We start from the raw sequence: 26199 nt of genomic DNA on the forward strand, positions 1-26199 counted from the left end.
TGCACGGGCACTTCCTGCAGTACTCCGGCGCGATCTGGTACCCGATGGTGTACGACTTCCCGGACCGGATGAAGGAGACCGTCGGCAAACGCAAGCGGCGCAACGGAATGGCCCGCGCGCTCAAGTACATGGACCAGTACCACGCGGCGCACGTCTTCCCCTTCGCCGGGCCGCCGTGCTTTCTGGATGATGATCTTTTTCACCTCAACGACGTGGATCGGGATGAGGCGAACGTCTTCCCGGACCAGTTCGTCTTCCTCGAGTACCTGGCCGAGCAGGGCCGGGAGAACGCGCACCTGTTCCTGACCGGCACGACCGTGGAGCTGTCCGCGGACGGCGGCTGCGCGGTGGAGCAGATCCCTGAGACCGAGGTGGCCCGGATCCGGGACGACCGGCGCGCGTATCTGCTCTCGTACAAGGAGAAGGTGCAGCCGGTCATCGACGAGATCAAGGCGGCGCTTCCGGCGGACCGCTCGGATCTGGTCGGGCAGCTCAAGGAGTGGGTGGAGCCGCTGATCGCGACCGCGGACCAGACCTGCGCCGGGCTCAACGGCCGAATCCTGCTGGAGGTGGCGGCGGTAGATGGCGCAGCGGACGAGCTGATCCTCTTCGACTTTCTGGACCGGCGGATCGATCTGTACGCGCAAGAGGAAGTGCGCTACCGCTTCCGGGTGGCCCGGCCGCTGATCGAGGAGCTGGTGCGCCACCGCGAGCAGGACTGGGTGAACGAACTGTTCCTCTCCTGCCGGTTCGAGGCCTCGCGTAAGGGTCCTTACAACGAGTACGTGTACACGTTCTTCAAGTGCCTCTCCGTAGAGCGGATGACCTACGTCGAGGGCTACTACGCCGAATCGTCAGGAGTCGAGGATTACGCGCGCGTCGACGGCTACGTGGTGCAGCGGCACTGCCCGCACCTGAAGGCCGACTTGGTGCGCTTCGGCACGGTGCGCGACGGCGTGCTGACCTGTCAGCTGCACGGCTGGGAGTTCGAGCTGGCCACCGGTCGCTGCCTCACCAGTGATGATCGCAAGCTGCTGAGTCGGCCGTGCCGATCCGGCGACGGTGAAGACGCCGCGCAAGACGCCGCTTTCCCGGAGATCACGGCGTCCACAGTGCACTGATCAGGCGCAGGGTTTTCCCCTGCCTTCCTCGCGGTTCCGGTCGCACAGTGCCGCGCGGCTGTGCCATTCTGACAAGGTGTCGTCAAGTCTCCGCGGGACTGACGGCACGTCAGGGGGCGGTCGTAGCGGAAACTGGGGAGGCGCACGTTGGCGGTTTCTGAGGCGTCCCAGAGCAACGGTTTGGCGTCACCGCAACAGCCGCGGCAACCGCAAATGCAGCAGCAGCCCGAGCCGCCACGGCTACCCGCACGGCGCCGACGGCGCCCCGCGGCGCGGCTGCGCGAGCTGTGGACGCGGCGGCCCAACGTGTTCGCCTTCCTGCTGCTCGGCTCGCTGGTGCTGGCGCTCGCGGTCACCTCGTGGAGCACCGGCTTCCACAGCGGCTTCTGGCCGAACTTCCTGCTCAACTCCGCCGGGGACCTGATCGGCGGCATGATCGTGCTCTTCCTCATCGAGCCGATCGTGCGGCAGGCCGCGGCGCAGCAGATCCGCCAGCATCCGCGGCTCGACTACGGCTGGTTCCTGCGCCGGGTCGGCGAGGCCCGCAAGCAGATCAGGATCCTGGACACCTTCTCCGGCATGTTCGGCAACGATCACGACGGCGCCATCAGAGCACTGCGAGATGCCGCGATCCAGGGCGCGGACATCAGGGTGCTGCTGATGAGCCCGAACACCGACGCCTCGGCGCTGCGCGAGTTCCAGCTGCGCCAGACCATGCCCGGGCTGTGGATCAACGACCGGATCCAGGCGAACATCGCGGACTTCCGGCTGCTGGAGGCGGCGATCCTGGCGGTCGGCAACGGCCTGCCGCACGGCCGGTTCGAGCTGCGGCTGTACACCGTGGCCGCGCCGTTCACGCTGTACGGCTGGGATGATCGGGCGCTGTTCGCCTTCCTGCCGCCGCACGCCCTGTCGAATCAGTCCACGCAGTTGGAGATCACCGACCAGTCGCAGTTGGGCCGGGAGGCGCTGGACCAGTTCGAGGCGATCTGGGCGGACGCGGCCCCGATCCCGCAGTTGCTTCCGGTGCTGGTGGTGGACGAGCAGGCGAACAGGGACCTGCTGGTGCGGTTCGTGCACATCGACAACGCCACCTATCTGATCAGCAAGCGGATCGACGCGGCGATCCATGCCAATCCCGCGCTGCGCATCCGATTCGGTGATCAGAGCACTGTGTTCCAACCGGAGGCGATCGCCTCGGACGATCCGGTGGCACGGGTGCTGGACCGTGAGTTCTACGCCAAGTACGCGCGCCGCCCCGACGCCGGATTCCACCTGCTGCGGCCAGAAGCGGACGTGTCCACGCCGACGGACCGGCCGCGCGAGTACGACTCGCTGCCGACCCGCACGCTGGTCGATCTCATCGGCGAGTCGCAAGAGGTCATCCGGATCCTGGACACCAGTTCCACGCTGATCGCCGAGGGTGGCGCGCCGCTGATCCGCACCATGGAGCAGGCGCTGGCCCGCGGGGTGAAGGTGCAGGTGCTGCTGCTGGCCCCGACCACTCAGGTGGCGCAGGACCGGGCCGCCGAGATCCAGGATCCGGCGTTCGACACCAGGATCGAGGAAAACATCAGGGAGCTGCGACGACTGGCACGCAAGACCGCGATGGACGGGGTGGCCGCGGACCGGCTCGAAGTACGGCTCTATGACCGGCTGCCGGAGTGCAGCGTGCATCAGGTGGACGACCGGATCATGGTCGCCTTCTTGCCCTACCAGCGGCGTACCTCGCGGGTGAAGCATCTGGAGATCGGCAACGACGCCTCGCTCGGCCAGTTCGCGCAGCTCCAGTTCGAGTCGAAATGGCAGGTGGCACGGCCGCTCGACGGCATGCGCTACGCGAACCTGCACAACGGTGCGGAGCTTCGCAGACTACTGCTGCGCATTTGGGATACCGAAGCGGCGGGAGAGGACGCCACGGGCGCGCGTTACCTGGCGTCGACCAGGATCGAGGGGATTCTCACGGCCAGCGGCCGGGGACCGGGGCCGGGCGAGGACGCGCACGTGCCGCAGGTGCGCTTGGAGGTCGAGGACCGGCCCGGTCAGCAGTACTGCCTGTCCGAGCCGATCTTCGCCGATTCGCCGGAGGGGATCCTCGCGGCCGAAGTGTTCGCCGTCGTCTTCGGGGTGGCTCCGGACGCGCCGATCCGCCGGCTCGACCCGGTCAGCGGGCACGTGCCGGGACCGGGGACGGCACCGGATGATGCCGAGGCGCGGTCCCGGGCTTAGGCCAGGCTCAGGCGGACATGGCGCGTTCCACCGCGTCCAGCACGCGGTCGACGCTCGGAAGATGCCAGTGTTCGAGCTTCGGCGGCGGGTAGGGGATGTCCAGTCCGGTGACTCGCAGCACCGGGGCTTCGAGCCGGTAGAAGCAGCGCTCTGATACCCGAGCGGCGATCTCGGCGCCGAACCCGGCGAACCCGGCGGCCTCGTGGACCACGATGGCACGGCCGGTACGCTCGACGCTGGCCAGCACGGTGGCGTCGTCGAAGGGCACCAGGCTGCGCAGGTCCAGGACTTCCAGGTCGTAGCCGAGTTCGGCGGCGTGCTGCGCGCTCTCCAGAGCGACCGGCACGCTCTGGCCGTAGGCGATGAGGGTCAGGTCGCGGCCGGTGCGCCGGATCGCGGCCGTGCCGATCGGCCCGGTGGTCACCGGAAGGGTGAGCTGCGCCTTGGACCAGTACAGCCGCTTGGGTTCGAAGAAGACCACCGGATCCGGCGACGCGATCGCGCTGCGCAGCAGCCAGTAGGCATCCTCGACCGTGGCCGGGGTGACCACGTGGATGCCCGGGGTGTGCGCGATGTAGGCCTCTGATGAATCGCTGTGGTGTTCGACGCCGCCGATGCCGCCGCCATAAGGAATGCGGATGACGATGGGCATCGGCAGGGCGCCGCGGGTGCGGTTGCGCATCTTCGACAGATGGCTGACAAGCTGCTCGAAGGCCGGGTAGGCAAAGGCGTCGAACTGCATCTCGACCACCGGCCGGTAGCCGTACATCGCCATGCCGATCGCGGTGCCCAGGATCGAGGCCTCGGCCAGCGGGGTGTCGAAGCAGCGGCTCTCGCCGAAGCGCGCGGCCAGGCCGTCGGTGACCCGGAAGACACCGCCGAGTTCGCCCACGTCCTCACCGAAGACGACGACCCGTTCGTCTGCCGTCATCGCGTCGGCGAGCGCCTGGTTGAGCGCTTTGGCGAGGGTGAGGGTCGCGGGCTTGGCCGGCGCGGGCGCGGAAGGAGTCGCGGCGGGCAGGGAGGGGGACGCGGTTGCCACGGACATCAGGCCTGCCCGCCCTGCGCCGCGTCATGCTGCTGCCCGTCGCGCTGTACGGCGGCGGCCTCCGCCTCGATCATGGCTCGCTGCGCGCGCAGCTGCGGGGTGGGGCTGGCGAATACGTGATCGAACATGTCGGCCGGGTCCACCTCGGGCTCGCGCACCAGCTCTTCGCGCATCGCGGCCGCGTACTTCGCGCCTTCCTCGCCGATCGCCGTGTCCAGGCCCGCGTCGAGGTGGCCGATCGCGGTCAGATAGCGGGCGAGGCGGTCCACCGGGTCGCGGCCGAGCCACAGGTCTACTTCGCTGGTGTCGCGATAACGGTTCGCGTCATCCGCGTTGGTGTGCGGCCGGATCCGGTAGGTGATCGCCTCGATCAGCGTCGGGCCGCCGCCGCTGCGGGCCCGCTCCATCGCCTCGCCGAGCACGTGCATCAGGCCGATGACGTCGTTGCCGTCGACGCGCACGCCGGGCATGCCGTAGCCGACGCCCTTGCCTGCCAAGGACAGCGCGTGGGTCTGCTTGCGCAGCGGCACGGAGATCGCGTACTGGTTGTTCTGCACCAGAAACACCACAGGAGCCTGATACACCGCGGCGCTGTTGCAGGCTTCGTGGAAGTCGCCCTCACTGGTCGCGCCGTCACCCAGCAGACACAGCGCGACAACCGGGTCGCCGGCCATCTTCGCGGCCAACGCCAAGCCGACCGCATGCGGGGCCTGAGTCGCCAACGGAGTGCACTGCGGAGCGGTGCGCCAGCGCTTCGAGTCGTAGCCGCAATGCCACGAACCGCGCAGCAACGTCAGCGCCTCAACGGGATCGATGCCACGCACCGCGAGCGCGGCGGTATCCCGGTAGGTCGGGAAAAGCCAGTCCTGCGGCTCAAGGCAGAGCGCCGCGGCAGTCTGGCACGCCTCCTGCCCACGCGAGGAGGGGTACACGGCCAAGTGCCCCTGCATCACCAGGGCTGTCGCCTCGGTGTCGAAGGCACGAGCCAGCCGCAACGCCCGATACAGCGCGAGCAATCGGTCCCCGGCAAGCAAGTCCGGGGCCGGGCGCAGGCCCCCCTCGACCGGTGCGCCGTGCTCATCGAGATAGCGCAGCGGATCGGTGTCCCAGTACGAGGCGGCGGCCGCGGGGTTGCCGCGGGTAGCCGCCAAGGGCAGGTCGAGCAGCGTCATGGGTTCTCCACGGGGCCGGTCTCGGTTCCCGACCGAAGGTTCGGTTGGGCGTACGGCCCCAGTCTGCGTGACGCGCGGGGCGGTGTCCACACTGTGGGACGAACGACTGCTCGAAGACCTGACGCAGAGCTGGCGCGCAGCTGGCCGACTCGCGAACCGGGTTAGCGGCGAGGCGGATTACGCAGGCCCTCGAACACGATGGCAGCCAGGGCGTCGGCCAGTTCCCCCGCCTCGACCCCAGCTCCGCGCCCACCCGGCCGGTACCACTCGGAGATCGAGTTGACCATGCCGAAGACCAGGCGCGCGGTCAGCCGCGGGTCGAGCCCGGCGCGCAGGTCGCCCTCCTCGATCGCCTCTGCGGCCAGCTCGGCGACCCGGTGATCGAAGTCGCGGCGCCGGTCGAGCGCGTCGCGCTCGGCAACCGTGTTGCCGCGCACCCGCAGCAGCAGCGTGACGTGCGGCAGCTTCTCGACCAGCTCAAGGCAGGTGCGGCGCACCACGTACTCAAGCCGATCAGCGGCCCGGCCCTCGCGCGCACCCGGCTCGTCGAGGATCCCGAACAGACCGTCCAGCGCCCGGGTCACCGCGAGGCGCAGCAACTCTTCCTTGCCCGACACGTGGTGGTAGATCGAGGACTTGGTGATGCCGGCCGCCCTCGCCAGGTCCTCCATCGAGGTGCCGTCATAGCCGCGCACGTTGAAGACCTCGACCGCGACGGCCAGCAGCGACTCGACGCTGTGGCTGTCTTTGCGCCCGGCGGTCGGGGCGGCTGTCGAGGCGGCGGCCGCGGAGACGGCGGCGGGGGGTGTGCTCACCACGGTTTGGCCTCCTGTGGGTGGTGCTCGGATGCCTGCCGACCTACCCTGCCAGACTACCGAACGTTCGGTTACTCTAAGAAGAACGCGCGTCGAATCAGTACCGGCACTGCTCGCGCAGTCCCGCATCCTCGCAAGGAGCCGCCATGACCGGCAACGCCGCCGACCTGGTCGCCCGCCATCGTCCTACCCTGGACGCCGCGCTGGCCGCGATCCGCACCCGCGAGTTCTTCACGCACTTCCCGGAGCAGATCAAGGCCTACCCGCAGGAGCGCGCCGCCGCGGGGAAGGCCTGGTTCGACGGGCTGCTCGGCGGTGCTTTCCCGCTGGAACAGGCCGGCACCGACGGGCAGGTCGGCGGCGAGCGCTCGCCATACGGGTTCGAACTCGGTGTCACGTATCCGCATTCTGATATTGATGCGCTACTGCCCGCCATGGCGTCCGGTCTGCCGGCTTGGCGGGATGCCGGAGCAGAAGTCAGGGCGGCCGTTTGCATCGAGATCCTGACTCAGCTCAATGAGCTGTCTTTCGAGGTCTCATACGCCGCGATGCACACTTCGGGCCAGGCGTTCGGCATGGCATTCCAGGCCGCCGGACCGCATGCGCAGGACCGCGGTCTCGAAGCCGTCGTGTACGGATACTCGGCGATGAATTCCCATGTGTCGCAAGCCTTGTGGGAGAAGCCTCAGGGCTCGCGCCCGCCGGTTCGGCTCGCGAAGAAGTGGGTCGCGGTCCCGCGCGGAATCGCCCTGGTCATCGGCTGCAACACCTTCCCCACCTGGAACGGCTACCCGGGCCTGTTCGCCTCCCTGGTCACCGGCAACGCGGTGCTGGTCAAGCCGCACCCGAACGCGATCCTGCCGCTGGCGCTGACCGTGCAGGTCGCGCGGAAGGTGCTGGCCGAGGCCGGGTTCGACCCGAACCTGGTCGCGCTGGCCGCCGAGGAGCCCGCGGAGCGGCTGGCCAAGACCCTGGCGCTGCGGCCCGAGGTGCGCATCATCGACTTCACCGGCTCCAACGAGTTCGGGGACTGGCTCGAGCGCAAAGCCGTACAAGCGCAGGTGTTCACCGAGAAGGCCGGGGTGAACACGATCATCGTGGACTCGTTCCCGGCGGATCAGTACCCTGCCGCGCTCGACCATCTCGCCTTCTCGCTCTCGCTGTACACCGCGCAGATGTGCACCGCGCCGCAGAACCTGCTGGTGCCCCGCGATGGCGTGCGGGTCGGCGACGAGGTCCGCTCCTTCGAGCAGTTCGGCTCGGATCTGGCGGCGGCGGTGGACAAACTGCTCGGCGACGACGCACGGGCGAGCGCCGTGCTCGGCGCGGTCGTCAACCCGTTCATCGTCGAACGGCTGACCCAGGCTGAGGGCGTGGGCAAGACCGTGCTGGCGTCGCGGGAGGTGAAGCACCCTGAGTTCCCCGAGGCGACCGTGCGCACGCCGCTGATCGCGGCCGTGGACGCGGCCGACGCGAGCGTGTACGAGCACGAATGGTTCGGGCCGGTCTCCTTCCTCATCGCCACCGAGGACACCAAGCACTCGATCGACCTCTACCGGCGTACGGTCTCGCGCAACGGCGCGCTCACCGCCGCGGTGTATTCGACCGATGAGTCGGTCATCGCGGCCACGGAGGAGGCGACCTGGGACGCGGGCGCGAACCTGTCGATCAACCTCACCGGCGCGGTGTACATGAACCAGTCCGCCGGCTTCTCCGACTACCACGGCACCGGCCTGAACCCGGCCGCGAATGCTACTTACACCGATCACGGCTTCGTCGCGTCGAGATTCCGCTTCGTACAGTCCCGCCGGCCCGCGTAGATCGCGTTTCGACGGTCCTTCGAAACACCGCTGACACCAGCGGAAACAGGGCCTGCTACGGCTTCAGCGCCGTGGCAGGTCCTTTCTTTGCTTTCCCGCCGCGTCCGGTAACAGAGAAGTAACGTTCGACGGGGCTGTCGCCGGGGGGCTTGTGAGAGCGCTCTCAAGGATGTACGTTTCCGGCATCCCCGAGGGGTAAGCGCTTACGCAAGCGCTTACCTGGACGGGATTGTGTGCTTTTGCTCCGTTCGTACCGGTGACGCCGCAACCCGGCCGAACCGTCCGCTTGCCGAGGTGCGCCCCGGCTCGCGGGGTTCTGAAACAGACGCAGTTGGAACCCGACCGACCGAACCAGCTCATAAAACCAGCACAGCCGAACCGGCCCACTCGAAACGCACGCAGTGCTCCCGTATGCAACGCCGCATCCCGAAGGGAGGGAACCGTGGTGCCCCAAGACGCGACGCCAGAACACGCTGCGGACTCAGCGTTCGACACCGCGCTGCTCCCCCTGGACGGAGCGGCCGTCGATGTGCTGACCGCGGAGCCCCGCAAGGCGACCGCCCCGCTGACCATCTACGACGTGGCGCGGCACGCCGGGGTCTCGATCGCCTCGGTCTCCCGAGTGCTCAACGGCCACGCCACTCCGCGTCCGGAGACCCGTGACCGGGTGCTGCGCGCGGTGGCCGAACTCGGCTTCGTGCCGGACGGCGCCGCTCGCGCGCTCTCCAGCCGGCTCAAGGAGATCATCGCCGTGGTCTACCGGCGCGCCCCGCTCGCGCCGCCGGACGACCCGGTGTTCGAGGACGAGTCGGAAAACCTCGCGTTCGTCGACGTCATCAACCGGGGCGTGCAGATCGCCGCCCAGCACCGCGGCTTCGACCTGCTGCTCAGCTCGGTCGAAGTGGACGACCACACCCCCGGGCCGCGGATCGCGAACCTGGCCGGCAAGAGCGACGGGATGCTGCTGCACGACCGGGTGCTCACCCCCTCCGGGATCGTGCGCCTCGCCGACCGGGTGCCGGTGGTGACCCTGGCCGGCACGCCGACCCGGGCCAGCGTGAACATCAGCGGCGACAACATCGGCGGCATGCGTGACCTGATCAAGCATCTGATCGAGGTGCACCATTGCGCCAGCATCGCCTACCTGTCCGGTCACGCCGACAGCCCCGACAGCGTCGCGCGTCACCGGGTGGTACGCGAGACCGCCGCCGAGTACGACGTGCGCGTGATCGCCGGCCCGCACTGGACCGGTGAGTACAGCGCCACCGGCGGCGCCCGCGTCATCAGGGCCCTGCTCGACTCGGGGACCGCGATGCCGGACGCGATCGCCTGCGCGAACGACCAGACCGCGCTCGGTGTGCTGCACGCGCTGCAAGAGCGCGGTTATCACGTGCCGGGCGATGTGAAAGTGACCGGCTTCGACGACATCCCGGTTGCCCGGCACGTGGTGCCGCAGCTGACTACCGTGCGCCAGCCGATTCAGGACCTCGGCGCGATGGCCTTCGACGTGCTCTATTCGATGATCAGCGGCGAGCGTCCTGATGAGCGGCAGCTGGTGCTGCCGGTGCAGGTCGTGGTGCGCGGCAGTTGTGGCTGCGCCGCCGAATCGCCGCCCTCCTTCCCCAGAACCGCCTGAAGGGTGCCGTAGGAAGACAATGCCTACCCTGATACGCAGACTCATGTTCTACGCGGTGACCGCGTTCGTGGCCATCAGCGTGAACTTCTTCCTGCCCCACCTGATGCCGGGCAACCCGGTGCAGGCGATGATGGCCGCGGCCGGTCCGAGCCTGGACCACAACTCGGTGGCCGCGCTCGAGGCGCAGTTCGGCATGGGTACCGGGCAGTCGCTGATGTCGCAGTACTGGACCTACTGGGGCCAGCTGTTCCAGGGCAACTTGGGCATCTCGGTCTCGCACTCGCCGGAAACCGTGGCCAGCGTCATCGGCTCCGCCCTGTGGTGGACCGTGATCCTGGTCGGCACGGCCACGGTGCTCAGCTTCATCATCGGCACCCTGGTGGGCGCGATGGTCGGCTGGAAGCGCGGCACGGTGCTCGACCAGGTGCTGCCGACCGCCACCTTCTTCCAGGCGATCCCGTACTTCTTCCTGGCCACGGTGTTCCTGTACTTCTTCGCCGAGCAGCTGCACTGGTTCCCGGCGGACTTCAAGGGCTACGACACCAACAACTACGTGATCGGCTTGAACCCCGGCTTCATCGGCAGCGCGATACAGCACGCGGTCCTGCCGGCGCTGACCATCGTGGTCAGCTCGGTGGCCGGCTGGATCGTCGGGATGCGCAACATGATGGTGACCACCATGGATGAGGACTACGTCCTGGTCGCGCAGGCCAAGGGGCTGCCGAACCGGCGGGTCATCTACTACGCGGCGCGTAACGCGGTGCTGCCCAGCATCTCAGGGTTCGCCAACGCGCTCAGCTTCGTGGTGGCCGGCTCGCTGCTGACCGAGCTGGTGTTCTCCTACCCCGGACTCGGCAACCTGCTGCTGAGCGCGGTGACCAACGTGGACTACCCGCTGATCCAAGGCATCTTCCTGATCATCACCTTCGCCGTGCTGGCGGCCAACCTGCTGGCCGACACGGTGTACGTGCTCCTCGACCCGCGCACCCGACAGGAGGCCTGAGCATGCTGCGCGTCCTGAAATCGCCCAAGATCGCGTTCGGTCTCGGCCTGTTCCTGTTCTTCGCGCTGATGGCGATCTTCGGCCCGTCGATCGCGCCGTACCCGGACCCGCTCAAGCTGGTCGGCACGCCGTGGCAGCACCCGAGCGGCCAGCACCTGCTCGGCACGACCCAGCAGGGCCAGGACGTCTACTCGCAACTGCTGATCGGCGCCCGGCCGACGCTGATGATCTCGTTGATCGCCGGGGTGATCGCGACGCTCCTTTCGGTGATCATCGGCGTGGCCGCGGGCTTCTTCGGCGGCATCGGCGACAACCTGCTCTCGATGCTGGCGAACATCTTCCTGGTGCTGCCGGCGCTGCCGTTCCTGATCGTGATCAACAGCTACCTGCCGGCCGGCGGAAAGTCCAACTCCTTCCTGCTGGCCACGATCATCAGCCTGACCGGCTGGGCCTGGGGCGCCCGGGTGCTGCGCGCGCAGACCCTCTCGATGCGCAAGCGGGACTTCGTGGACGCGGCGCGCATCAGCGGTGAGCGCTCCTGGCGGATCATCATCTTCGAGATCGTGCCGAACCTGGTTCCGGTCATCGCCTCCTCGTTCGTGTTCACCGTGCTGTACGCGATGGGCACCTACGTGGCCCTGGCCTTCATCGGCGCGATCGACCCGAACCAGCCGTGGAGCTGGGGCTCGATGCTCTTCTGGGCGCAGTCCAACACCGCGGCGCAGGTCGGCGGCTGGTACTGGTTCGCCGCCCCCGGCATCTGCGTGGCGCTGCTCGGCACCTCGCTGGTGCTGCTCAACTTCGGCATCGACGAGTTCATCAATCCGCGGCTGCGCGCGGCCGGCCTGTCCCGCAAGGGGCTCAAGGCCGCCGGGGTGCGCTCAAGCAACACGCTGGGCCTGACGCCGGTGGTGCGTAAGACCCCGGTCCCGGCGGCGACGATCATCGAGGAGACGGTGTGAGCGGCCTGCTCGGAACCCAGCGCACTGAATCGGCGGGGCGTCCGCGCTCGCGCGGCGACGTGGTGCTCGATATCTCAGGGCTCTGCGTGGACTACGGCTTCACCGACGACGCCGTGCACGCGGTGGTCGACGCGAGCCTGACGCTGCGCCGCGGCGAGGTGCTCGGCCTGGCCGGAGAGAGCGGCAGCGGCAAGTCGACGCTGGCCTACGCGGTCACCCGGCTGCTGCGCGCACCCGGCGTGATCACCGCGGGCGAGGTGCGGTTCCACGGTAAAGCGGGCGACTACGACCTGCTGACCGCCGACGCGGAGACGATGCGCGAGCTGCGCTGGTCGCAGCTGGCGGTGGTGTTCCAGAGCGCGATGAACGCGCTGAACCCGGTGCTGACCATCGGCAGCCAGCTGACCGACGTGCTCAAGGCGCACCGCCCCGACCTGAACCGCCAGGCCAGGAAGGACCGCGCCGCCGAACTGCTCAACCTGGTCGGCATCACCGCGGACCGGCTCAGCAGCTACCCGCACGAGCTGTCCGGCGGCATGCGCCAGCGCGTCATGATCGCGATGGCGCTGGCCCTGGAGCCGGAAGTGCTCATCATGGACGAGCCGACCACCGCCCTCGACGTGGTCACCCAGCGGGAGATCCTCGAGGAGCTGGTCGGGCTGCGCGACCGGCTCGGCTTCGCAGTGCTCTTCATCACGCACGACCTCTCGCTGCTGATCGAGCTGGCCGACACCATCGCGGTGATGTACGCGGGCCGAGTGGTCGAGTACGCGCCGGCGGCCGCATTGTTCCGTTCGCCGCGGCACCCCTACACCGCCGGGCTGCTGAACTCCTTCCCCGGCCTGCACGGCGAGCGGGTGGCGATGACCGGAATCCCCGGCTCACCCCCGGACCTGCGACACGTACCGGAGGGCTGCCCGTTCAACCCGCGCTGCCGGTACGCCATGGATGTGTGCCGCCAGGACGCACCCGTCCTCCTCACGCTGCCCTCGGCCGGCCGGCGCGCCGCCTCGTGCTGGCTTCAGGCCGAGGGCTTCATCGCACCGGAGCCGCTGGCCCTGCCAGAGCCCACCACACTCGGCGCGCGGATCGTGGCCCGGCCCGGCGCGCTGGCCGCCGACCTGAACGACTCCGACCCGCAGGACCCGTACATCGAGGCCGCAGGGAGCGCGCTGTGACCGACCTGAGCAACTACGTTCCCGCGCACGGCGCCGCGCCGGACGGGCAGGTGCCCGCGCTCGAAGCCAGATCGCTGACCAAGCACTTCCCGGTGCGCGGCGGCTGGAGCATGCGCAAGGCGGTGGTGCACGCGGTCGAGGACGTGAACCTGGTGCTGCACCGCGGCACGGTCACCTCGGTCGTGGGCGAGTCCGGCTCCGGCAAGTCGACGCTGGCCCGGATGCTGGCCCGGCTGATCGAGCCGACAGCCGGGCAGGTGCTGCTCGACGGCAAGCCCGCTCCCTCGAGCGGCCGCGCGTATTCGAACCTGGTGCAGCTGGTCCTTCAGGACCCGTTCGCGTCACTGAACCCGATCCATGGGATGCGTTACATCCTCGGCCGTCCGCTCAAAATCCACGGCACCGCCGGGGAACTGGGCATGGACGACGCCATCAAGGACTTGCTCCGCAGGGTGGCGTTGACCCCTGCGGAGCAATTTATCGAGAAGATGCCGCACGAGCTGTCCGGCGGCCAGCGCCAGCGCGTCGCGATCGCCCGCGCGCTGGCGGTGCGGCCGGAGGTGCTGCTCGCGGATGAGCCGGTCTCCATGCTCGACGTGTCCATCCGGCTCGGTGTGCTGAACCTGCTCGCCGATCTGCGCGACCGCGAGCGCCTGGCGATCCTGTACGTCACCCACGACATCGCCTCCGCGCGCTACCTCGCCGACACCATCGCGGTCATGTACGCCGGGCGGGTGGTAGAGGCCGGGCCGGCCGTACAGCTGACCGATCGTCCGCAGCACCCTTACACCCAGCTGCTGCTGTCCGCGGCCCCGGACCCGGACCGCGCCGAGGCGCCGTCGCTGGCTGGAGCCGGTTCACCGCCGAGCCTGGTCAGCCCGCCCTCGGGTTGCCGCTTCCACCCGCGCTGCCCGTTCGCGATGGCCAAATGCGCCGAGCAGGCGCCCCCGGCCTTCCCGGTCGGCCCGGGTCAGACCAGCGCCTGCTGGCTGCACGAGACGCCCACCCCAAAGACCTCCGCCACAGTGTCCGCAAGCGCAGTGGAGGAACGCACCACCCGCTCAGCACCCGACGAAGCACAGGGGTGATCCCGGTGCGGCTTGGAAAGGAGATCGCGCTGCGCTCCCCGCCACCCGGCCGGCGGCGTCGGCCAGGTGTCTGAGACGCGCGAAAGATCGCTCAGACGCAAGGAATGCACTCAGCAAGCCACGACGCGGAATGTCGGGCACACGCCCAGCCGACCGCGCCTGGCACCCCGGATAGATCCCACCACGGTCTTCCCCAAAGATGGTCGGCCACGGCCGACTGGACACAACGGAGTGTAAGCAATGTTCCGGAAATCGCTACGCCCACGGGCACTGGTAGGTGCGGCAGCACTTACTGCGCTCGCCCTGACCGCCAGCGCTTGCGGTAGCTCGCCCAAGCCGAGCAGCAACGCCGGCGGCTCGAAGTCCGCGACGCTGACGATCGAGTCGAACCCGGTCTCGCCGTTCACCGACAACTTCAACCCCTTCGTGCAGACCAGCATCGCCAAGCAGGTGAACTCCACCTCGCTGATCTACGAACCCCTGCTGCAGTGGAACATCACCAAGGCCAACTCGTACTACCCGTGGCTGGCCGACTCGTTCACCTGGAACACCGACGGCACCGCCGTCACGTTCAAGATGCACTCGGGCGTGAAGTGGTCCGACGGCCAGCCGCTTACGGCCAAGGACGTCGCCTACACGTTCCAGCTCATGCAGCAGAACAAGGCGCTCAACGCCAACGGCCTGCCGATCACCGGCGCGAACGCCGCGGATGACTCGACGGTGACGATCACCTTCAGCTCGCCGCAGTACAGCAACATCTACGCGATCTCCGGCCAGACCTTCATCGTGCCGCAGCATCTGTGGTCCGCGCAGGCGGACCCGGCGCACTGGACCGACCCGAACCCGGTCGGCTCCGGCCCGTACACCCTGGACAAGTTCTCGGCGCAGGGCTTCACCCTGAAGGCCAACCCGAACTACTGGCAGGGTGCGCCGAAGGTCTCCGAGGTCAGCTACCCGTCCTACGTGTCCAACACGACGGCGAACCAGGCGCTGACCAGCGGTCAGCTGGACTTCGCCGGAAACTACGTCACGAACATCGACCAGACGTACGTGGCGAAGGACCCGGCGCACAACCACTACTACTTCCCGGCCACCAACACGGTGGTGCTGATCCTCAACGTCACCAAGGCGCCGTTCAACGACGTCAAGGTGCGCCAGGCGGTCAGCGCGGCGGTCAACCGCACCGAGCTCTCCCAGGTCGGTGAGACCAACTACGAGCCGCCGGCCACCTCGTCCAGCGGCCTGCTGCTGCCCGAGTTCACCGACCAGGTGCCCTCGGACCTGGCCAACGACCTGCCGGCCACCTCGGACGCGAACAAGGTCAGCCAGACCATGACCGCGGCCGGTTACGCCAAGGACGGCAGCGGTATCTGGGCCAAGAACGGCAAGGAGGTGTCGTTCTCGATCGAGGACCCGTCCTCGTACACGGACTACTTCACCTGCGCGACGCTGATCTCCCAGGAGCTCAAGCCGCTCGGCTTCAAGGTCTCGGTCAACGGCGTCACCCCGGACAAGTGGACCGCGGACCTCAACGCGGGCAGTTTCGACGCCGCGATTCACTGGGGCGGCGGCGGCCCGACCGCGTACCAGCAGTACGACAACTGGCTCGACTACGGCACCAGTGCCGCGATCGGTCAGACCGCCAACGGCGACTACGGCCGCTACAACAACCCGACGGTGCAGTCCGCGCTCAAGGCCTGGGCCGGCAGCAACGACCCGGCGACCATCAGCACCCAGCTGGGCATCGTGGCGCACGCCATGTCGACCGACGTGCCTGACGTCGTCCTGATGTACGGCGCCGGCTGGGACGCCTACAGCACCAAGCACTTCACCGGATGGCCGACGAAGGACAACTCCTACATCGACCCCCGGCCGAATGACCCGTGGATCGAGTACACCGTGCTGCACCTGACGCCGGTCTCGTAACCACAACCCGCCCCGGATCCGCCGCAGCCGCACTCTGCGCGGATCCGGGGCACTTTTTTACCTGATCATGTTGATTTATCACTATTTTTTGGGAGATTCGGTGGACCTGGGGCGCACCGACGTGAGGACCCCGCAGGCCGCGCGGGACGGGCAGGCACCGCATCCTGCCCGCGACGTAGGGCCGACGCGGGATACGGGGGCCGTACGCGAACTGCTGGGCGCGCTGTCCTTGGAGCAGAAGATCGGCCTGCTGACCGGCGCCGACAACTTCAGCCTGCCGGGCCAACCACTGATCGGGCTGCGGCCGCTGGTGATGTCGGACGGTCCGGCCGGCGTGCGCGGGGCGTTCCTCGACCCCGCCGACCGCTCCTCCAGCCTGCCGGCCCCGATCGCGCTGGCCGCGTGCTGGGACCCGGAGCTGATCGAGCAGGTGGCCGCGCAGCTGGGCCGGGAGGCGCGGGCCAAGGGGATCCACATCGTGCTCGGCCCGACGGTGAACCTGGCGCGCACCCCGTTCGGCGGCCGTGGCTTCGAGAGCTTCGGCGAGGATCCGGTACTGGCCGGCCGCGCCGCCGCGGCCTGGGTCAGAGGGCTGCAATCGGCCGGTGTGGCCGCGACGGCGAAGCACTACGTCGGCAACGACGCGGAGACCGAGCGCTGGACGGCCGACTCCCGGATCGACGAGACGACGCTGCGTGAGCTTTACCTGGCGCCGTTCGAGGCCTGCGTCGTCGAGGGCGAATGCGCGATGATCATGGCCGGGTACAACAAGCTCAACGGCATCACGATGACTGAGCACACGCAGCTGCTGCGTGATGTGCTCAAGCGGGATTGGGGTTTCGCCGGGGCCGTCGTGTCGGACTGGTTCGCGGCACGTTCGACCGTGGAGACCGCGCTGGCCGGTCTCGACCTGGTGATGCCGGGCCCGCACGGCCCGTGGGGCGCCGAACTCGTCGAGGCGGTCGCCAGCGGCGCGGTGTCCGAGTCGGAGATCGACGAGAAGGCGCTGCGGCTGCTGCGGGTGGCCCGGATGGTCGGCGCGCTCGGCGGCGAGGAACCGCGGGCGCAGCCTGGTCCGCGGGCCGACCGGCAGGTGCTGCGTCGGGCCGCGGCAGGTTCGTTCACCTTGCTGCGTAACAGCGGCGGCGCGCTTCCGCTGCCGCGCAACGCGCATTCGATCGCGTTGCTCGGCCCGAACGCGTTGAGCCCGCAGTATCAGGGCCTGGGTAGCGCACAGGTCGGAGCGGCGATCGCAGTCTCCCCCGCCGAGGGACTGCGCGCGGCGCTCGGCGAGCCTACCCAGCTGACGGTGCATCAGGGTTGCCGGACCTGGCTGACCACGCCGACTCCCGATCCGCAGTTGCTGACCGAGCCGGCCACCAGGGCGCCGGGCGCGCGTCTTGAGATCCGTGGCAAGGACGGTGGGCTGCAGCACACCGACGTGCTGGAGCGCCCGGAGGTGACCTGGTGGGACCCGATGCCGCCGACGGTGGTCCGCGCCGAGATCAGAGAGCTGACTTTCCGCACGACGTACCGCGCGCAGGCCCCGGGACCGCACCGGTTCGCCGTGGCCGGGCTCGGCGCGCTGCGGCTGGAGCTTGACGGACCGTTCGAGGAGCCGGCGCCGGTCGTGCTCGCCGAGACCGCCCCGCCGGTCGAGGACCCGATCGCGGCGCTGTCGCAGCCGTTCGAGATCGGCACGGTGCTCGAACTGGACGAGGGCGACCTGGTCGAGGTGTTCGCGTCCTGCGACCCGTCCGGGCACGACGGCGAGTTCACCCGCTTCCAGCTGGGCGTGATCCCGATGCCGGAGGAGGACGCGCTGATCAAGGAGGCGGTCTCGGCGGCGCAGTCCAGCGAGGTCGCGGTGGTCGTGGTGGGCGCGGCCGCGGGCACCGAGAGCGAGGGTTACGACCGGCAGACGCTGGCGCTGCCCGGCCGCCAAGACGAGCTGGTCGAGGCGGTAGCCGCGGTCAACGCGCGCACCGTGGTCGTGGTGAACAGCGGTATGCCGGTGCTGATGCCGTGGGCGGACCAGGTGGCCGCGATCATCCAGGTGTGGTTCCCGGGCCAGGAGTTCGGGCACGCGCTGGCCGACGTGCTGCTGGGCTTCGTCGAGCCGGGCGGCAGGCTTCCGGTGACGATCCCGCGCAGCGAGGCCGGCGTTCCGGTCGGCCGGGCGCGGCCGGTCGATGGAGCGCTCGAATACAGCGAGGGCCTGCTGGTCGGCTACCGGGCGTACGACAAGGCCGGCCGGGAACCGCTGTTCCCGTTCGGGCACGGCCTCGGTTACACGAGCTGGATGTTCGAAGGCCTGGATGTTCCGATCGGTCCGGTACATGCCGGAGCCGACGTCGAGGTGACCGTGACGGTGCGCAACACGGGCCGCAGGGCCGGGCGTGAGATCGTCCAGCTCTACCTCTCTGAACCGGAAATGGGGAACGTAGACGGCTATCCCCAGTACAAGCGCCCGATCCGGGTCTTGGCCGCGCTCGGCTCGGCTCAGGCTGAGCCCGGTGAGGAGACACACGTGCGGCTGCGTGTACCCGCGCGGGCGTTCGCGCGCTGGGACGGCGAGACGCACGCCTGGGTCCATCCGCGCGGCAGCTATCTGCTGCAAGTCGGGCGTTCCTCGCGCGATCTGCGCCTATCCGCGCCGGTACTTATTGGCTGATGCCGCGCGCCGGACGGGCGTACGTAAACCCGGAGGCGGCGCCAAATAATGCGTGGCTAACATCGGGCCATGACCGCTCGCGGCAAAGAAGAGCAGACCCCCGACCCACGCAGGCTGATCGCGCTGCTGGCCGATCCGGGCCGCCTGCGAGTGTTCGCCGCGCTGGTACTGGCGCCCAAGCAGGGCGCGCGGCCGCAGGATCTGGCGAAGAGCGCCAACGTCCCGGTGCGCGATGTCATCAAGACACTCATTCGCCTTGACGAGGCAGGCCTGGCCGTCCGGCTCACCGAGCAGCCGGGCGGCCCTGGCGCGTCCAAGGTGGCGGCAGCCCGGTCCGGATCAGGGACCGAGTTCGGGTCCGGGTCCGGCAGCGGGACCGACACCGAGCTCAGCATCGGGCTCAACGACGGCGACCCGTCGGATGACCGCTGGCGCGCCGTCCCGGAAACTCTGCGCAGCGCGACCGAAGCGAACACCCGCCAGGCCGACAATGCCCTGCCGCCGGAACCAGTCGTGCGGGACCCTGGCACGGCATCGCTGCTGCGCGGCTTCTTCGCCCGCGGCCGCCTCACGCATGTCCCAGCCGCGCACGCGAAGCGTATGGTCGTGCTCGACTATCTCGCGCAGTCGTTCGAGCCCGGAGTGCGGTACGAGGAGACGAAGGTCAATCGCATCCTGGGCAAGTTCCACGATGACTATGCGGCGTTGCGTCGTTACCTCGTCGATGCCGGTTTCCTGAGCCGTTCCGAGAACATGTATTGGCGAAGCGGCGGATCTGTAGGACTGTGAACCACTGAGCTCTGAACCACCGAATGCTGAACCACTGAACTCTGAACCACTATCTGGGCGAATCCGTTTGGCGGGTGCCGCGGGAGACACCAGAGCCACACCACACGCTGCCCGATGGTGCGCGGCGGACACCGGACCGAAGACGAACAGGAGAAAAGCCCGATGCCCGTCAAGGTGTTCGGCCTGCCCACCCACATCCTGCTGCTGCACGCGGCCGTGGCGGGCATCCCGCTGGTGTGCGTCACCACGATCCTGATAGCGGCCAGGCCCGCATGGCGCCGCAGGTTCGGCATCGTCAACGCCATCTTCGCGATTGTCATGGTCGGCATCACGTACGCGACCGACCTGGCCGGCCAGGCGCTCTATAACCACGCGAGCTACCTGCAAAAGCTGGCGGCCCAGCACCGCAGCCTCGGGCTGACGTTGGTCTGGTTCGTCGGGGCGGTCGCGGTACTCGCGATCGCCCTGGTCGTCATCGACCGCGCGGGCTACGCTGAGCACCACGCCACGACGGTCACGGTGGCCGCCCTCGCGATAGCCGTGAGCGCCGTCTGCATCGTCCAGTGCATCCGGGTCGGGGACTCCGGCGCACGTGCCGTCTGGGGCGGTATCAACGTTTCCGGCAGCGCGCGGCCGGGTTCGGGGGTCGGCACGGGGTTCGGTACCGGCGCCTGAGAGCTGTCCTCGGCCGCGCGGGTGCGCGACCGAGGGAGCATCGATGGAGATCCTTGACGAGCCGCACGTCGCCGAACGCGCTGAGATCCCTTACCTCGGAATCCGTTGCGTGACACCGTTTCGCGGCATGCTGAGCCAGCGCGACAAACTACTCGCGGAATTGTCCGGCTGGCTCAGCCGCAACGACGGGGCGCAAGCCGGCCCGCTGTTCCTGCGGCTGCATGTGATCGACATGAACGGCCCGATGGACCTTGAGGTCGGAGCGATCACCGAAAAGCCGATGAACGGCGACGAGCGCGTACGCCCCGGGCTGCTGCCAGCCGGCCGGTACGCCACGATGACCTACCGCGACCACGCCAGGCGTGCCAATAGGCATCTGATCGACTGGGCCGCCGCCAACGGTCACGCGTTCGACCGTAGGGACGATCCCGCGGGGGACCTGTTCGTATGCCGTTACGAGGCGTACCGGACGGATCCGCGTACCGAACCTCGCAAGACCAAATGGGCGGTCGAGTTGAATATCCTGCTGGCCACGCCAGAGGCGTAGGCCAGATCTGACAGGGCGCCAGATCGAGCGCGCGCGCAAAGGTCCGCGAGAGAGTCAAACGACCACACCTTCGACGGTTATTGGCCCATCCGGCCATCGGCGCAGCGCGACGCGGTCGCCGGGGCGGGGCCAGATGCGCCCCGCGGCCTTCGCTTTCGCCGCCGCCAGGAGCAGCGCGGCGCAATAGGTGGCTCTGGCGGCGCCCAGCGGCATCAGCACCACGGCGCCCGCCTGGTCACATTTGACGATCCGGCCGGGCAGCAGGCCCGGCGCCGTGCGATCGAGCTCTTCGAGGTCCGACTCGCTCCAGCCGAGGCCGTCGGCGGGGACGGCGACCAGTGGCGCGGTCGAGCGGGCGCCGCGGCGCCCACGGGTGCGCGGTGGGGGCACGTCGGTTGCCGGCGCCGGGTCGCCTGCGGCGGCACTTGCCTGCATCGTGTCCTCCAAGCTTCGGACGGCCATCGGCTGCCTCTGCCGTCGCCGACTCGTGTCTGTCTGTGGTCTGGGTCGGGTCGGCCGGTTGCCGTTGGTCGGCGGGTGGATCCGGACTGCGATCCACTGCGCCACTTGTCAGCTTCGTTGTCAAATATCCGTTTATGCGGATGATCGTGTCATCTTAAGCGACCCGATCGAGGCTGTCTGCCGTTTTATTGTCACTCGCATTGTCACCCGGCAGCGCCGAGGGTTCGACAGCTTTTTTCGCCGGGCCCTGGCCTGCGCTGACACCGCTTGCACTGACATCGTCCGCACGATCATCGCCAGCGCTGTCACCGTCAGCCCTGCCACCGTCAGCACTGCCACCGCTCGTACCCCCGCGGACCGCGTTGAACACTGCGCCGATCAACACGGCGAGCGCGGTGATATAGAGCCACAGCAGGATGGCCGCGGTGGCGGCGATCCTTCCGAAGCCCGCGGCGCCGCTCGCGCCGTACTGACTGCCGTGGAGGTAAAGCCGTAGCAGCGCCGATCCCGCGGCCCACACCGCGAGCGCGACCAGCGCTCCCGGCAATCCCGCGCGCCAGCGCGGACGGTCCGGCAGCGCCAGATGGTAGAGCGTGCTGAGGAAGATCACCAGGGCCGCGGCCAGGGCCGGCCAGGCCAGTGGGCCGACCACGGCGGCCGTGGTCGCGTTGATCCCCGATAGCAATTCCGTGCCCACCAGGAGCAACGGCACTGTCGCCGCGCCGAGCAGCAGGGCCGGCAAGTAGAGCCCGAACGCCAGCAGTCTGGTGCGCACGATGCCGCGCCGCCCGTTTTGGCCAGATGCCACGGTGATCGTATCGATCGCGACGTTCAGCGCACGTGATCCTGACCACAGTGCGATGAGGAATCCGATCGAGACAACGTCGGCGTGCCCTGACGTCAGCATGCTGTGCAGAGCGGGGGCGACGGTCTGACGTACCGCGCGCTGTGAAAGCACGACGCCTGCGGCGTTTGTCAGATCGTGCTCTAGGCGCAGCGCACGTGCGGTGCCGAGTTGAGCGTGGAGGTAACCCAGTACCCCGACGATGCCTAGGGCGAGTGCGGGAAGGGAGAGTAGGACCCAGAACGCGGCTTCGGCGGCGAGCCCGGTGATGCGGTAACGAAGGCACAGCCGGAACGTCTGGACAGTTTTACCCTTGCGCCGCAGTTTGCGGGCGTAGGGCGCGGCCTGGAGCGCCTGGTCGCGCTTCAGCGACGGAACGACTCGGCGCCGCGAGACCGCATCCTCGAACAGTGCGGTACCGCATGTCGCGGAATCGAGTCCCGAAGGTTCGAGGCCCGCAGTGTCGAGATCGAGTGCTTCGATGGCGATCTGCGTGGATCGGGCGCTGCGTAACGCCTCGTCGGCGGTTTCCGTATACATCCTGATTTCTTGGTCTTCTGCACCGGGCACCCCACGGTACCTCACCTAGCCGCGCCTTCCGCCGCACGACGCTCTCAGCGGTCTGCGATTGCTCCGCGCGGCGGCGAACACACTGTCGGTACAGGAGTCAGGGCTACACGTCGCCAACACATCCGAGGATCGAAGCAGGCCGGTAAATTTCAGGTAAAGACCCACGGTGAAGTCCGAATTGTCCCAGGCCGACAGGCATATCTTTTCGCTTCAGGCGCTACCTGACACCCGGTCTACTCCCCGGATCGGACGCGGGTCGCGCTTGACGCCGAATCCGGCCTCGCGGCCGGAACCGGGGAACCAACGATCGCCCGAGGGTCTCGGAACCCACCCGGCCAAGCCGGTCCGAACCGCCGCGGCGATCCGGGGTGAATCGGACCGCACCGCCCGCCGCGCACACCAGCGCGGCACCGGCGAGGCGTGCCGTAGGGCACTTTCCGCCCGAACCCGTCAGCTCACCCGGTAGGCGGCAGGAAAGAGACCGCATTGGAGTGCGCGAGAAATGGCGTCCCACAGACGGGCGAAGGTTCCGGCCCGTTCCGTCATGACCCTGACGGCCACGACCGCGGCGGCAGCCGTCGGCGTGGGGCTCGCCCCGACCACGAGCCACGCGGCCTCTGTCTCTGACATCGAGGCCCAAGTACACGCGCTGAACGCGCAGGCCGAACAGGCCACGAACGTCTACGACGCGTCGGTCGAGCAGTTGGCGAACCTGCAGAAGCAGGTGGACAACCTGCAGGGCGAGGCCGCCACGATGCAGCAGTCGATGAACAAGCTGCTCTCCACGCTCGGCCCGCTGGCCGCCGCGCAGTACCGGGCCGGCTCGGTGGATCCGACGCTGGAGCTGATGCTGCAAAGCCACCCGGACCAGTACCTGCAGCAGGCCGCGACGATGAGCCAGCTGGGCCAGAACGAGGTGATGAACCTCAAGTCGCTCAAGGTCGAGCAGGCGCAGCTCGCGGTGCTCAAGAAGCAGGCCGCCGATCGGCTCGGCGCGCTGCAGCAGGCCGAGGCGCAGGCCGCCTCGATGAAGAAGCAGATCGTCGGCAAGTTCCAGCAGGCGCAGTCGCTGCTCTCCCAGCTGACCTACGCCGAGCAGCAGAGCTTCAACTACGGCGGCGTTACGCAGGCCGAGATCAACGCGGTGCCGCAAGCCACCGGCCGGGCCGCGATAGCCATCGCGTTCGCCAAGTCCAAGCTCGGTACTCCGTACCAGTGGGGCGGCACCGGCGACCCGTACTACGACTGCTCCGGCCTGACCCAGGCATCGTGGGCAGCGGCCGGGGTCTCGCTCGGGCGCACCACCTATGACCAGATCAACGACGGCTACGCCGTGCCCGCGATCCTGGCCGACCTGGAGCCCGGCGACCTCATCCTGTACAACGGCGACGAGCACGTGGCGTTGTACGTCGGCGCTGGCCTGGTCATACACGACCCGACCACCGGATCGGTGGTCCAGTACGGGCACTGGAACATGATGTCGATCTCGGGGATCCGCCGGGTGAGCTGACCCCGGTAGCCGCGGGCCGCAGGCCGGTCGCGCGAGCAGTCAGACCCCCACGCGGCGGCGGACCTTTGTCCGCCGCCGTCTCACATTTCGGTCCGCATTCTGAGCAGCGTTGGACGCTGCTCGCGTTCGGCTGGCAATCTCGGCAGGGAATGCCCTCTTCGCGAAGGACACGAGGATGACCGAGTCGAGCACGCCTGCCGCCGCCGAGCCTTCGGGGACGAGCGTGCGTTCCCACCAGGTGAGACGGCACCGCGGCGAGGGCCAGTGGGCCAAGGGCCATTTCACTCCGCTGAACGCGAACGAGCAGGTCAAGAAGGACGACGACGGCCTGAACGTGCGGGCCCGGATCGAGAACATCTACGCGTACCGCGGCTTCGACGCGATCGACGGGCAAGACCTGCGCGGCCGTATGCGCTGGTGGGGGCTGTACACGCAGCGTCGGCCCGGAATCGACGGCGGCAAGACCGCGGTGCTTGAACCCCATGAGCTCGACGACGAGTACTTCATGCTGCGGGTACGCATCGACGGCGGGGTTTTGAACGTCGCCCAACTGCGCGCCATCAGCGAGGTCTCGGTGACCTACGCGCGCGGAACCGCCGACGTCACGGACCGGCAGAACATCCAGCTGCACTGGATCCGTATCGAAGATGTGCCCGCTATTTGGAAGATCCTCGAAGGCGTCGGCCTGCAGACCACCGAGGCCTGTGGCGACACCCCGCGCGCGATGCTCGGCTCGCCGGTCGCGGGCGTGGCCAAGGACGAAGTGATCGACGCCACACCGGCGCTGGAGGAGCTCAAGCGCCGGTTCGTCGGCTCGAAGGAGTTCTCGAACCTGCCGCGCAAGTTCAAGACCGCGGTGTCCGGATTGCAAGACGTCGTCCACGAGACGAACGACGTGTCCTTCGTCGGCGTCGAGCACCCCGAGCACGGCCCCGGCTTCGACCTGTGGGTCGGCGGCGGCCTGTCCACGAACCCGCAGTTCGCCAAGCGGCTCGGCGCCTGGGTGCCGATCGAGGAGGTCGGCGACGTCTGGGCCGGAGTCTGCGGCATCTTCCGCGACTACGGCTACCGGCGGCTGCGCAACCGCGCCCGGCTGAAGTTCCTGGTCGCCGACTGGGGCGCGGAGAAGTTCCGCGAGGTGCTGGAGACCGAGTACCTGCACCGCAAGCTGATCGACGGCCCGCCGCCGCCCTTCGTGCCCCCGACCCAGCGCGACCACGTGGGCGTGCACGAGCAGAAGGACGGCCGGTTCTACGTCGGCTTCTGCCCGCGGGTCGGCCGGATCGACGGCGCCACGCTCGGCCGGATCGCGGACCTGGCCCGGTCAGTGGGCTCGGATGAGATTCGCACCACACCCGACCAGAAGATGCTGATCCTGAACGTGCCCGGCGACCGGGTCGAGGGCCTGATCGGCGAGCTGAAGGCGCTGGACCTGCAGGTGCGCCCGTCGGTCTTCCGCCGGCACACGATGGCCTGCACCGGCATCGAGTTCTGCAAGCTGGCCATCGTGGAGACCAAGGCGCTGGCCTCGGACACCATCGACGAGCTGGAGAAGCGGCTGCCGGACTTCGACACCCCGGTCACCATCAACGTCAACGGCTGCCCGAACTCCTGCGCCCGGATCCAGACCGCTGACATCGGCCTGAAGGGGCAGCTGGTCCGCGATGCGGACGGCAACCAGGTCGAGGGCTTCCAGGTGCACCTCGGCGGCCACTTCGGCTCGGACATGGATGACGACGGCTCATTCGGCCGCAAGGTGCGCGGACTGAAGGTGACCGCGAAGGAGCTGCCCGACTACGTCGAGCGGGTGCTGCGCAACTTCCAGGCCGAGCGCGAGGACGGCGAGTCGTTCGCGGCTTGGACGGTACGGGCCACCGAGCAGCAGCTTTCCTGAGCCGAGCGGGCCGTCGCCGTACGTCCGGCGTCCATCATTTGTCTCACCGCCCCGTCCAGATAATGGTACGTGCTGGACGTAAACGCCGCCGCGATGGCACGCTCGATGCATGTCCCGCGCCGGAATCGCCCTCGTAGCTCGACGCCACGTCGACTACAAGCGCGTCTCCAGCGCCGTCTGTATGCCGACGCGATAGCCCGCACACCAGCGAAAAGACAGTCAGCCAGGACAGTCAG

The 26199-nt window shown here is 68.6% G+C and carries 20 protein-coding genes and 1 riboswitch; of the genes, 15 read left to right on the forward strand and 5 right to left on the reverse strand.

Going from position 1 to position 26199, the window contains the following annotated elements; translation table 11 throughout:
• Both VN779_RS21520 and VN779_RS21525 read left to right on the forward strand, forming a co-directional pair.
• Positions 1 to 1121, forward strand: a 1121-nt coding sequence (locus VN779_RS21520; protein ID WP_325726197.1) for a Rieske (2Fe-2S) protein, incomplete at its 5' end; no start/stop codon positions are given.
• A gap of 213 nt (positions 1122 to 1334) precedes the next feature.
• The gene (locus VN779_RS21525) at positions 1335 to 3350 is read left to right on the forward strand and encodes a hypothetical protein (protein WP_325726199.1); all 2016 of its coding nucleotides are present in this window, start codon (positions 1335 to 1337) and stop codon (positions 3348 to 3350) included.
• Positions 3351 to 3357: 7 nt separating this feature from the next.
• Here VN779_RS21525 and VN779_RS21530 read toward each other — a convergent pair whose 3' ends face one another.
• The 3 genes from VN779_RS21530 to VN779_RS21540 form a co-directional block, all read right to left on the reverse strand.
• Positions 3358 to 4398: an alpha-ketoacid dehydrogenase subunit beta gene (locus VN779_RS21530; RefSeq protein ID WP_325726201.1), complete on the reverse strand. Its 1041-nt coding sequence runs from the start codon at positions 4396 to 4398 to the stop codon at positions 3358 to 3360.
• Positions 4398 to 5570, reverse strand: a complete 1173-nt coding sequence (locus VN779_RS21535) for a thiamine pyrophosphate-dependent enzyme (protein ID WP_325726203.1) — start codon at positions 5568 to 5570, stop codon at positions 4398 to 4400. The genes VN779_RS21530 and VN779_RS21535 overlap by 1 nt, the downstream gene beginning before the upstream one ends.
• Before the next feature lie 161 nt (positions 5571 to 5731).
• Positions 5732 to 6385 (reverse strand): TetR/AcrR family transcriptional regulator, encoded by a 654-nt coding sequence (locus VN779_RS21540; protein ID WP_325726205.1) that lies wholly within the window; start codon positions 6383 to 6385, stop codon positions 5732 to 5734.
• Positions 6386 to 6531: 146 nt separating this feature from the next.
• On the opposite strand from VN779_RS21540, the gene paaN reads away from it, so the two are divergent.
• From paaN to VN779_RS21595, 11 genes are all read left to right on the forward strand, one after another.
• Positions 6532 to 8205: a phenylacetic acid degradation protein PaaN gene (paaN, locus tag VN779_RS21545; RefSeq protein ID WP_325726206.1), complete on the forward strand. Its 1674-nt coding sequence runs from the start codon at positions 6532 to 6534 to the stop codon at positions 8203 to 8205.
• Positions 8206 to 8647: 442 nt separating this feature from the next.
• Positions 8648 to 9841 (forward strand): LacI family DNA-binding transcriptional regulator, encoded by a 1194-nt coding sequence (locus VN779_RS21550; RefSeq protein ID WP_325726208.1) that lies wholly within the window; start codon positions 8648 to 8650, stop codon positions 9839 to 9841.
• Positions 9842 to 9860: 19 nt separating this feature from the next.
• A complete protein-coding gene (locus VN779_RS21555; RefSeq protein ID WP_325726210.1) occupies positions 9861 to 10844 on the forward strand; it encodes an ABC transporter permease in 984 nt (327 codons plus the stop codon).
• A 2-nt stretch (positions 10845 to 10846) separates the two neighbouring features.
• On the forward strand, positions 10847 to 11806 hold the full coding sequence (locus VN779_RS21560; protein WP_325726212.1) for an ABC transporter permease: 960 nt from the start codon (positions 10847 to 10849) through the stop codon (positions 11804 to 11806).
• 5 nt (positions 11807 to 11811) lie between these two features.
• The gene (locus tag VN779_RS21565; RefSeq protein WP_349260885.1) at positions 11812 to 12984 is read left to right on the forward strand and encodes an ABC transporter ATP-binding protein; all 1173 of its coding nucleotides are present in this window, start codon (positions 11812 to 11814) and stop codon (positions 12982 to 12984) included.
• Between the two features lie 5 nt (positions 12985 to 12989).
• A complete protein-coding gene (locus VN779_RS21570; RefSeq protein ID WP_349260886.1) occupies positions 12990 to 14072 on the forward strand; it encodes an ABC transporter ATP-binding protein in 1083 nt (360 codons plus the stop codon).
• A 240-nt stretch (positions 14073 to 14312) separates the two neighbouring features.
• Positions 14313 to 15998 carry an ABC transporter substrate-binding protein gene (locus VN779_RS21575; RefSeq protein ID WP_325726218.1) on the forward strand — a complete coding sequence of 562 codons (1686 nt, stop codon included), beginning with the start codon at positions 14313 to 14315 and terminating at the stop codon, positions 15996 to 15998.
• 100 nt (positions 15999 to 16098) lie between these two features.
• A complete protein-coding gene (locus VN779_RS21580; RefSeq protein WP_325726220.1) occupies positions 16099 to 18672 on the forward strand; it encodes a beta-glucosidase family protein in 2574 nt (857 codons plus the stop codon).
• Positions 18673 to 18741: 69 nt separating this feature from the next.
• Positions 18742 to 19461 carry a DUF2087 domain-containing protein gene (locus tag VN779_RS21585; RefSeq protein ID WP_325726222.1) on the forward strand — a complete coding sequence of 240 codons (720 nt, stop codon included), beginning with the start codon at positions 18742 to 18744 and terminating at the stop codon, positions 19459 to 19461.
• Positions 19462 to 19623: 162 nt separating this feature from the next.
• Positions 19624 to 20136: a DUF2231 domain-containing protein gene (locus tag VN779_RS21590; RefSeq protein ID WP_325726225.1), complete on the forward strand. Its 513-nt coding sequence runs from the start codon at positions 19624 to 19626 to the stop codon at positions 20134 to 20136.
• A 43-nt stretch (positions 20137 to 20179) separates the two neighbouring features.
• Positions 20180 to 20683: a GyrI-like domain-containing protein gene (locus VN779_RS21595; protein ID WP_325726227.1), complete on the forward strand. Its 504-nt coding sequence runs from the start codon at positions 20180 to 20182 to the stop codon at positions 20681 to 20683.
• Positions 20684 to 20737: 54 nt separating this feature from the next.
• On the opposite strand, the gene VN779_RS21600 is transcribed toward VN779_RS21595, so the two are convergent.
• Both VN779_RS21600 and VN779_RS21605 read right to left on the reverse strand, forming a co-directional pair.
• Complete coding sequence (locus tag VN779_RS21600; RefSeq protein WP_325726229.1) at positions 20738 to 21118, reverse strand: hypothetical protein; 381 nt, start codon at positions 21116 to 21118, stop codon at positions 20738 to 20740.
• 181 nt (positions 21119 to 21299) lie between these two features.
• Positions 21300 to 22529: a YihY/virulence factor BrkB family protein gene (locus VN779_RS21605; protein WP_325726231.1), complete on the reverse strand. Its 1230-nt coding sequence runs from the start codon at positions 22527 to 22529 to the stop codon at positions 21300 to 21302.
• Between the two features lie 286 nt (positions 22530 to 22815).
• Positions 22816 to 23042, forward strand: a riboswitch (cyclic di-AMP (ydaO/yuaA leader).
• A gap of 61 nt (positions 23043 to 23103) precedes the next feature.
• Between VN779_RS21605 and VN779_RS21610 the strand changes: the two genes are divergently transcribed.
• Together VN779_RS21610 and VN779_RS21615 are read left to right on the forward strand one after the other, a co-directional pair.
• Complete coding sequence (locus VN779_RS21610; protein ID WP_325726233.1) at positions 23104 to 24069, forward strand: C40 family peptidase; 966 nt, start codon at positions 23104 to 23106, stop codon at positions 24067 to 24069.
• A 175-nt stretch (positions 24070 to 24244) separates the two neighbouring features.
• Positions 24245 to 25963: a nitrite/sulfite reductase gene (locus tag VN779_RS21615; RefSeq protein WP_325726235.1), complete on the forward strand. Its 1719-nt coding sequence runs from the start codon at positions 24245 to 24247 to the stop codon at positions 25961 to 25963.
• Positions 25964 to 26199: the final 236 nt, after the last annotated feature.

The organism is Actinocrinis sp. (assembly GCF_035605935.1).
GTDB lineage: Bacteria > Actinomycetota > Actinomycetes > Streptomycetales > Catenulisporaceae > Actinocrinis.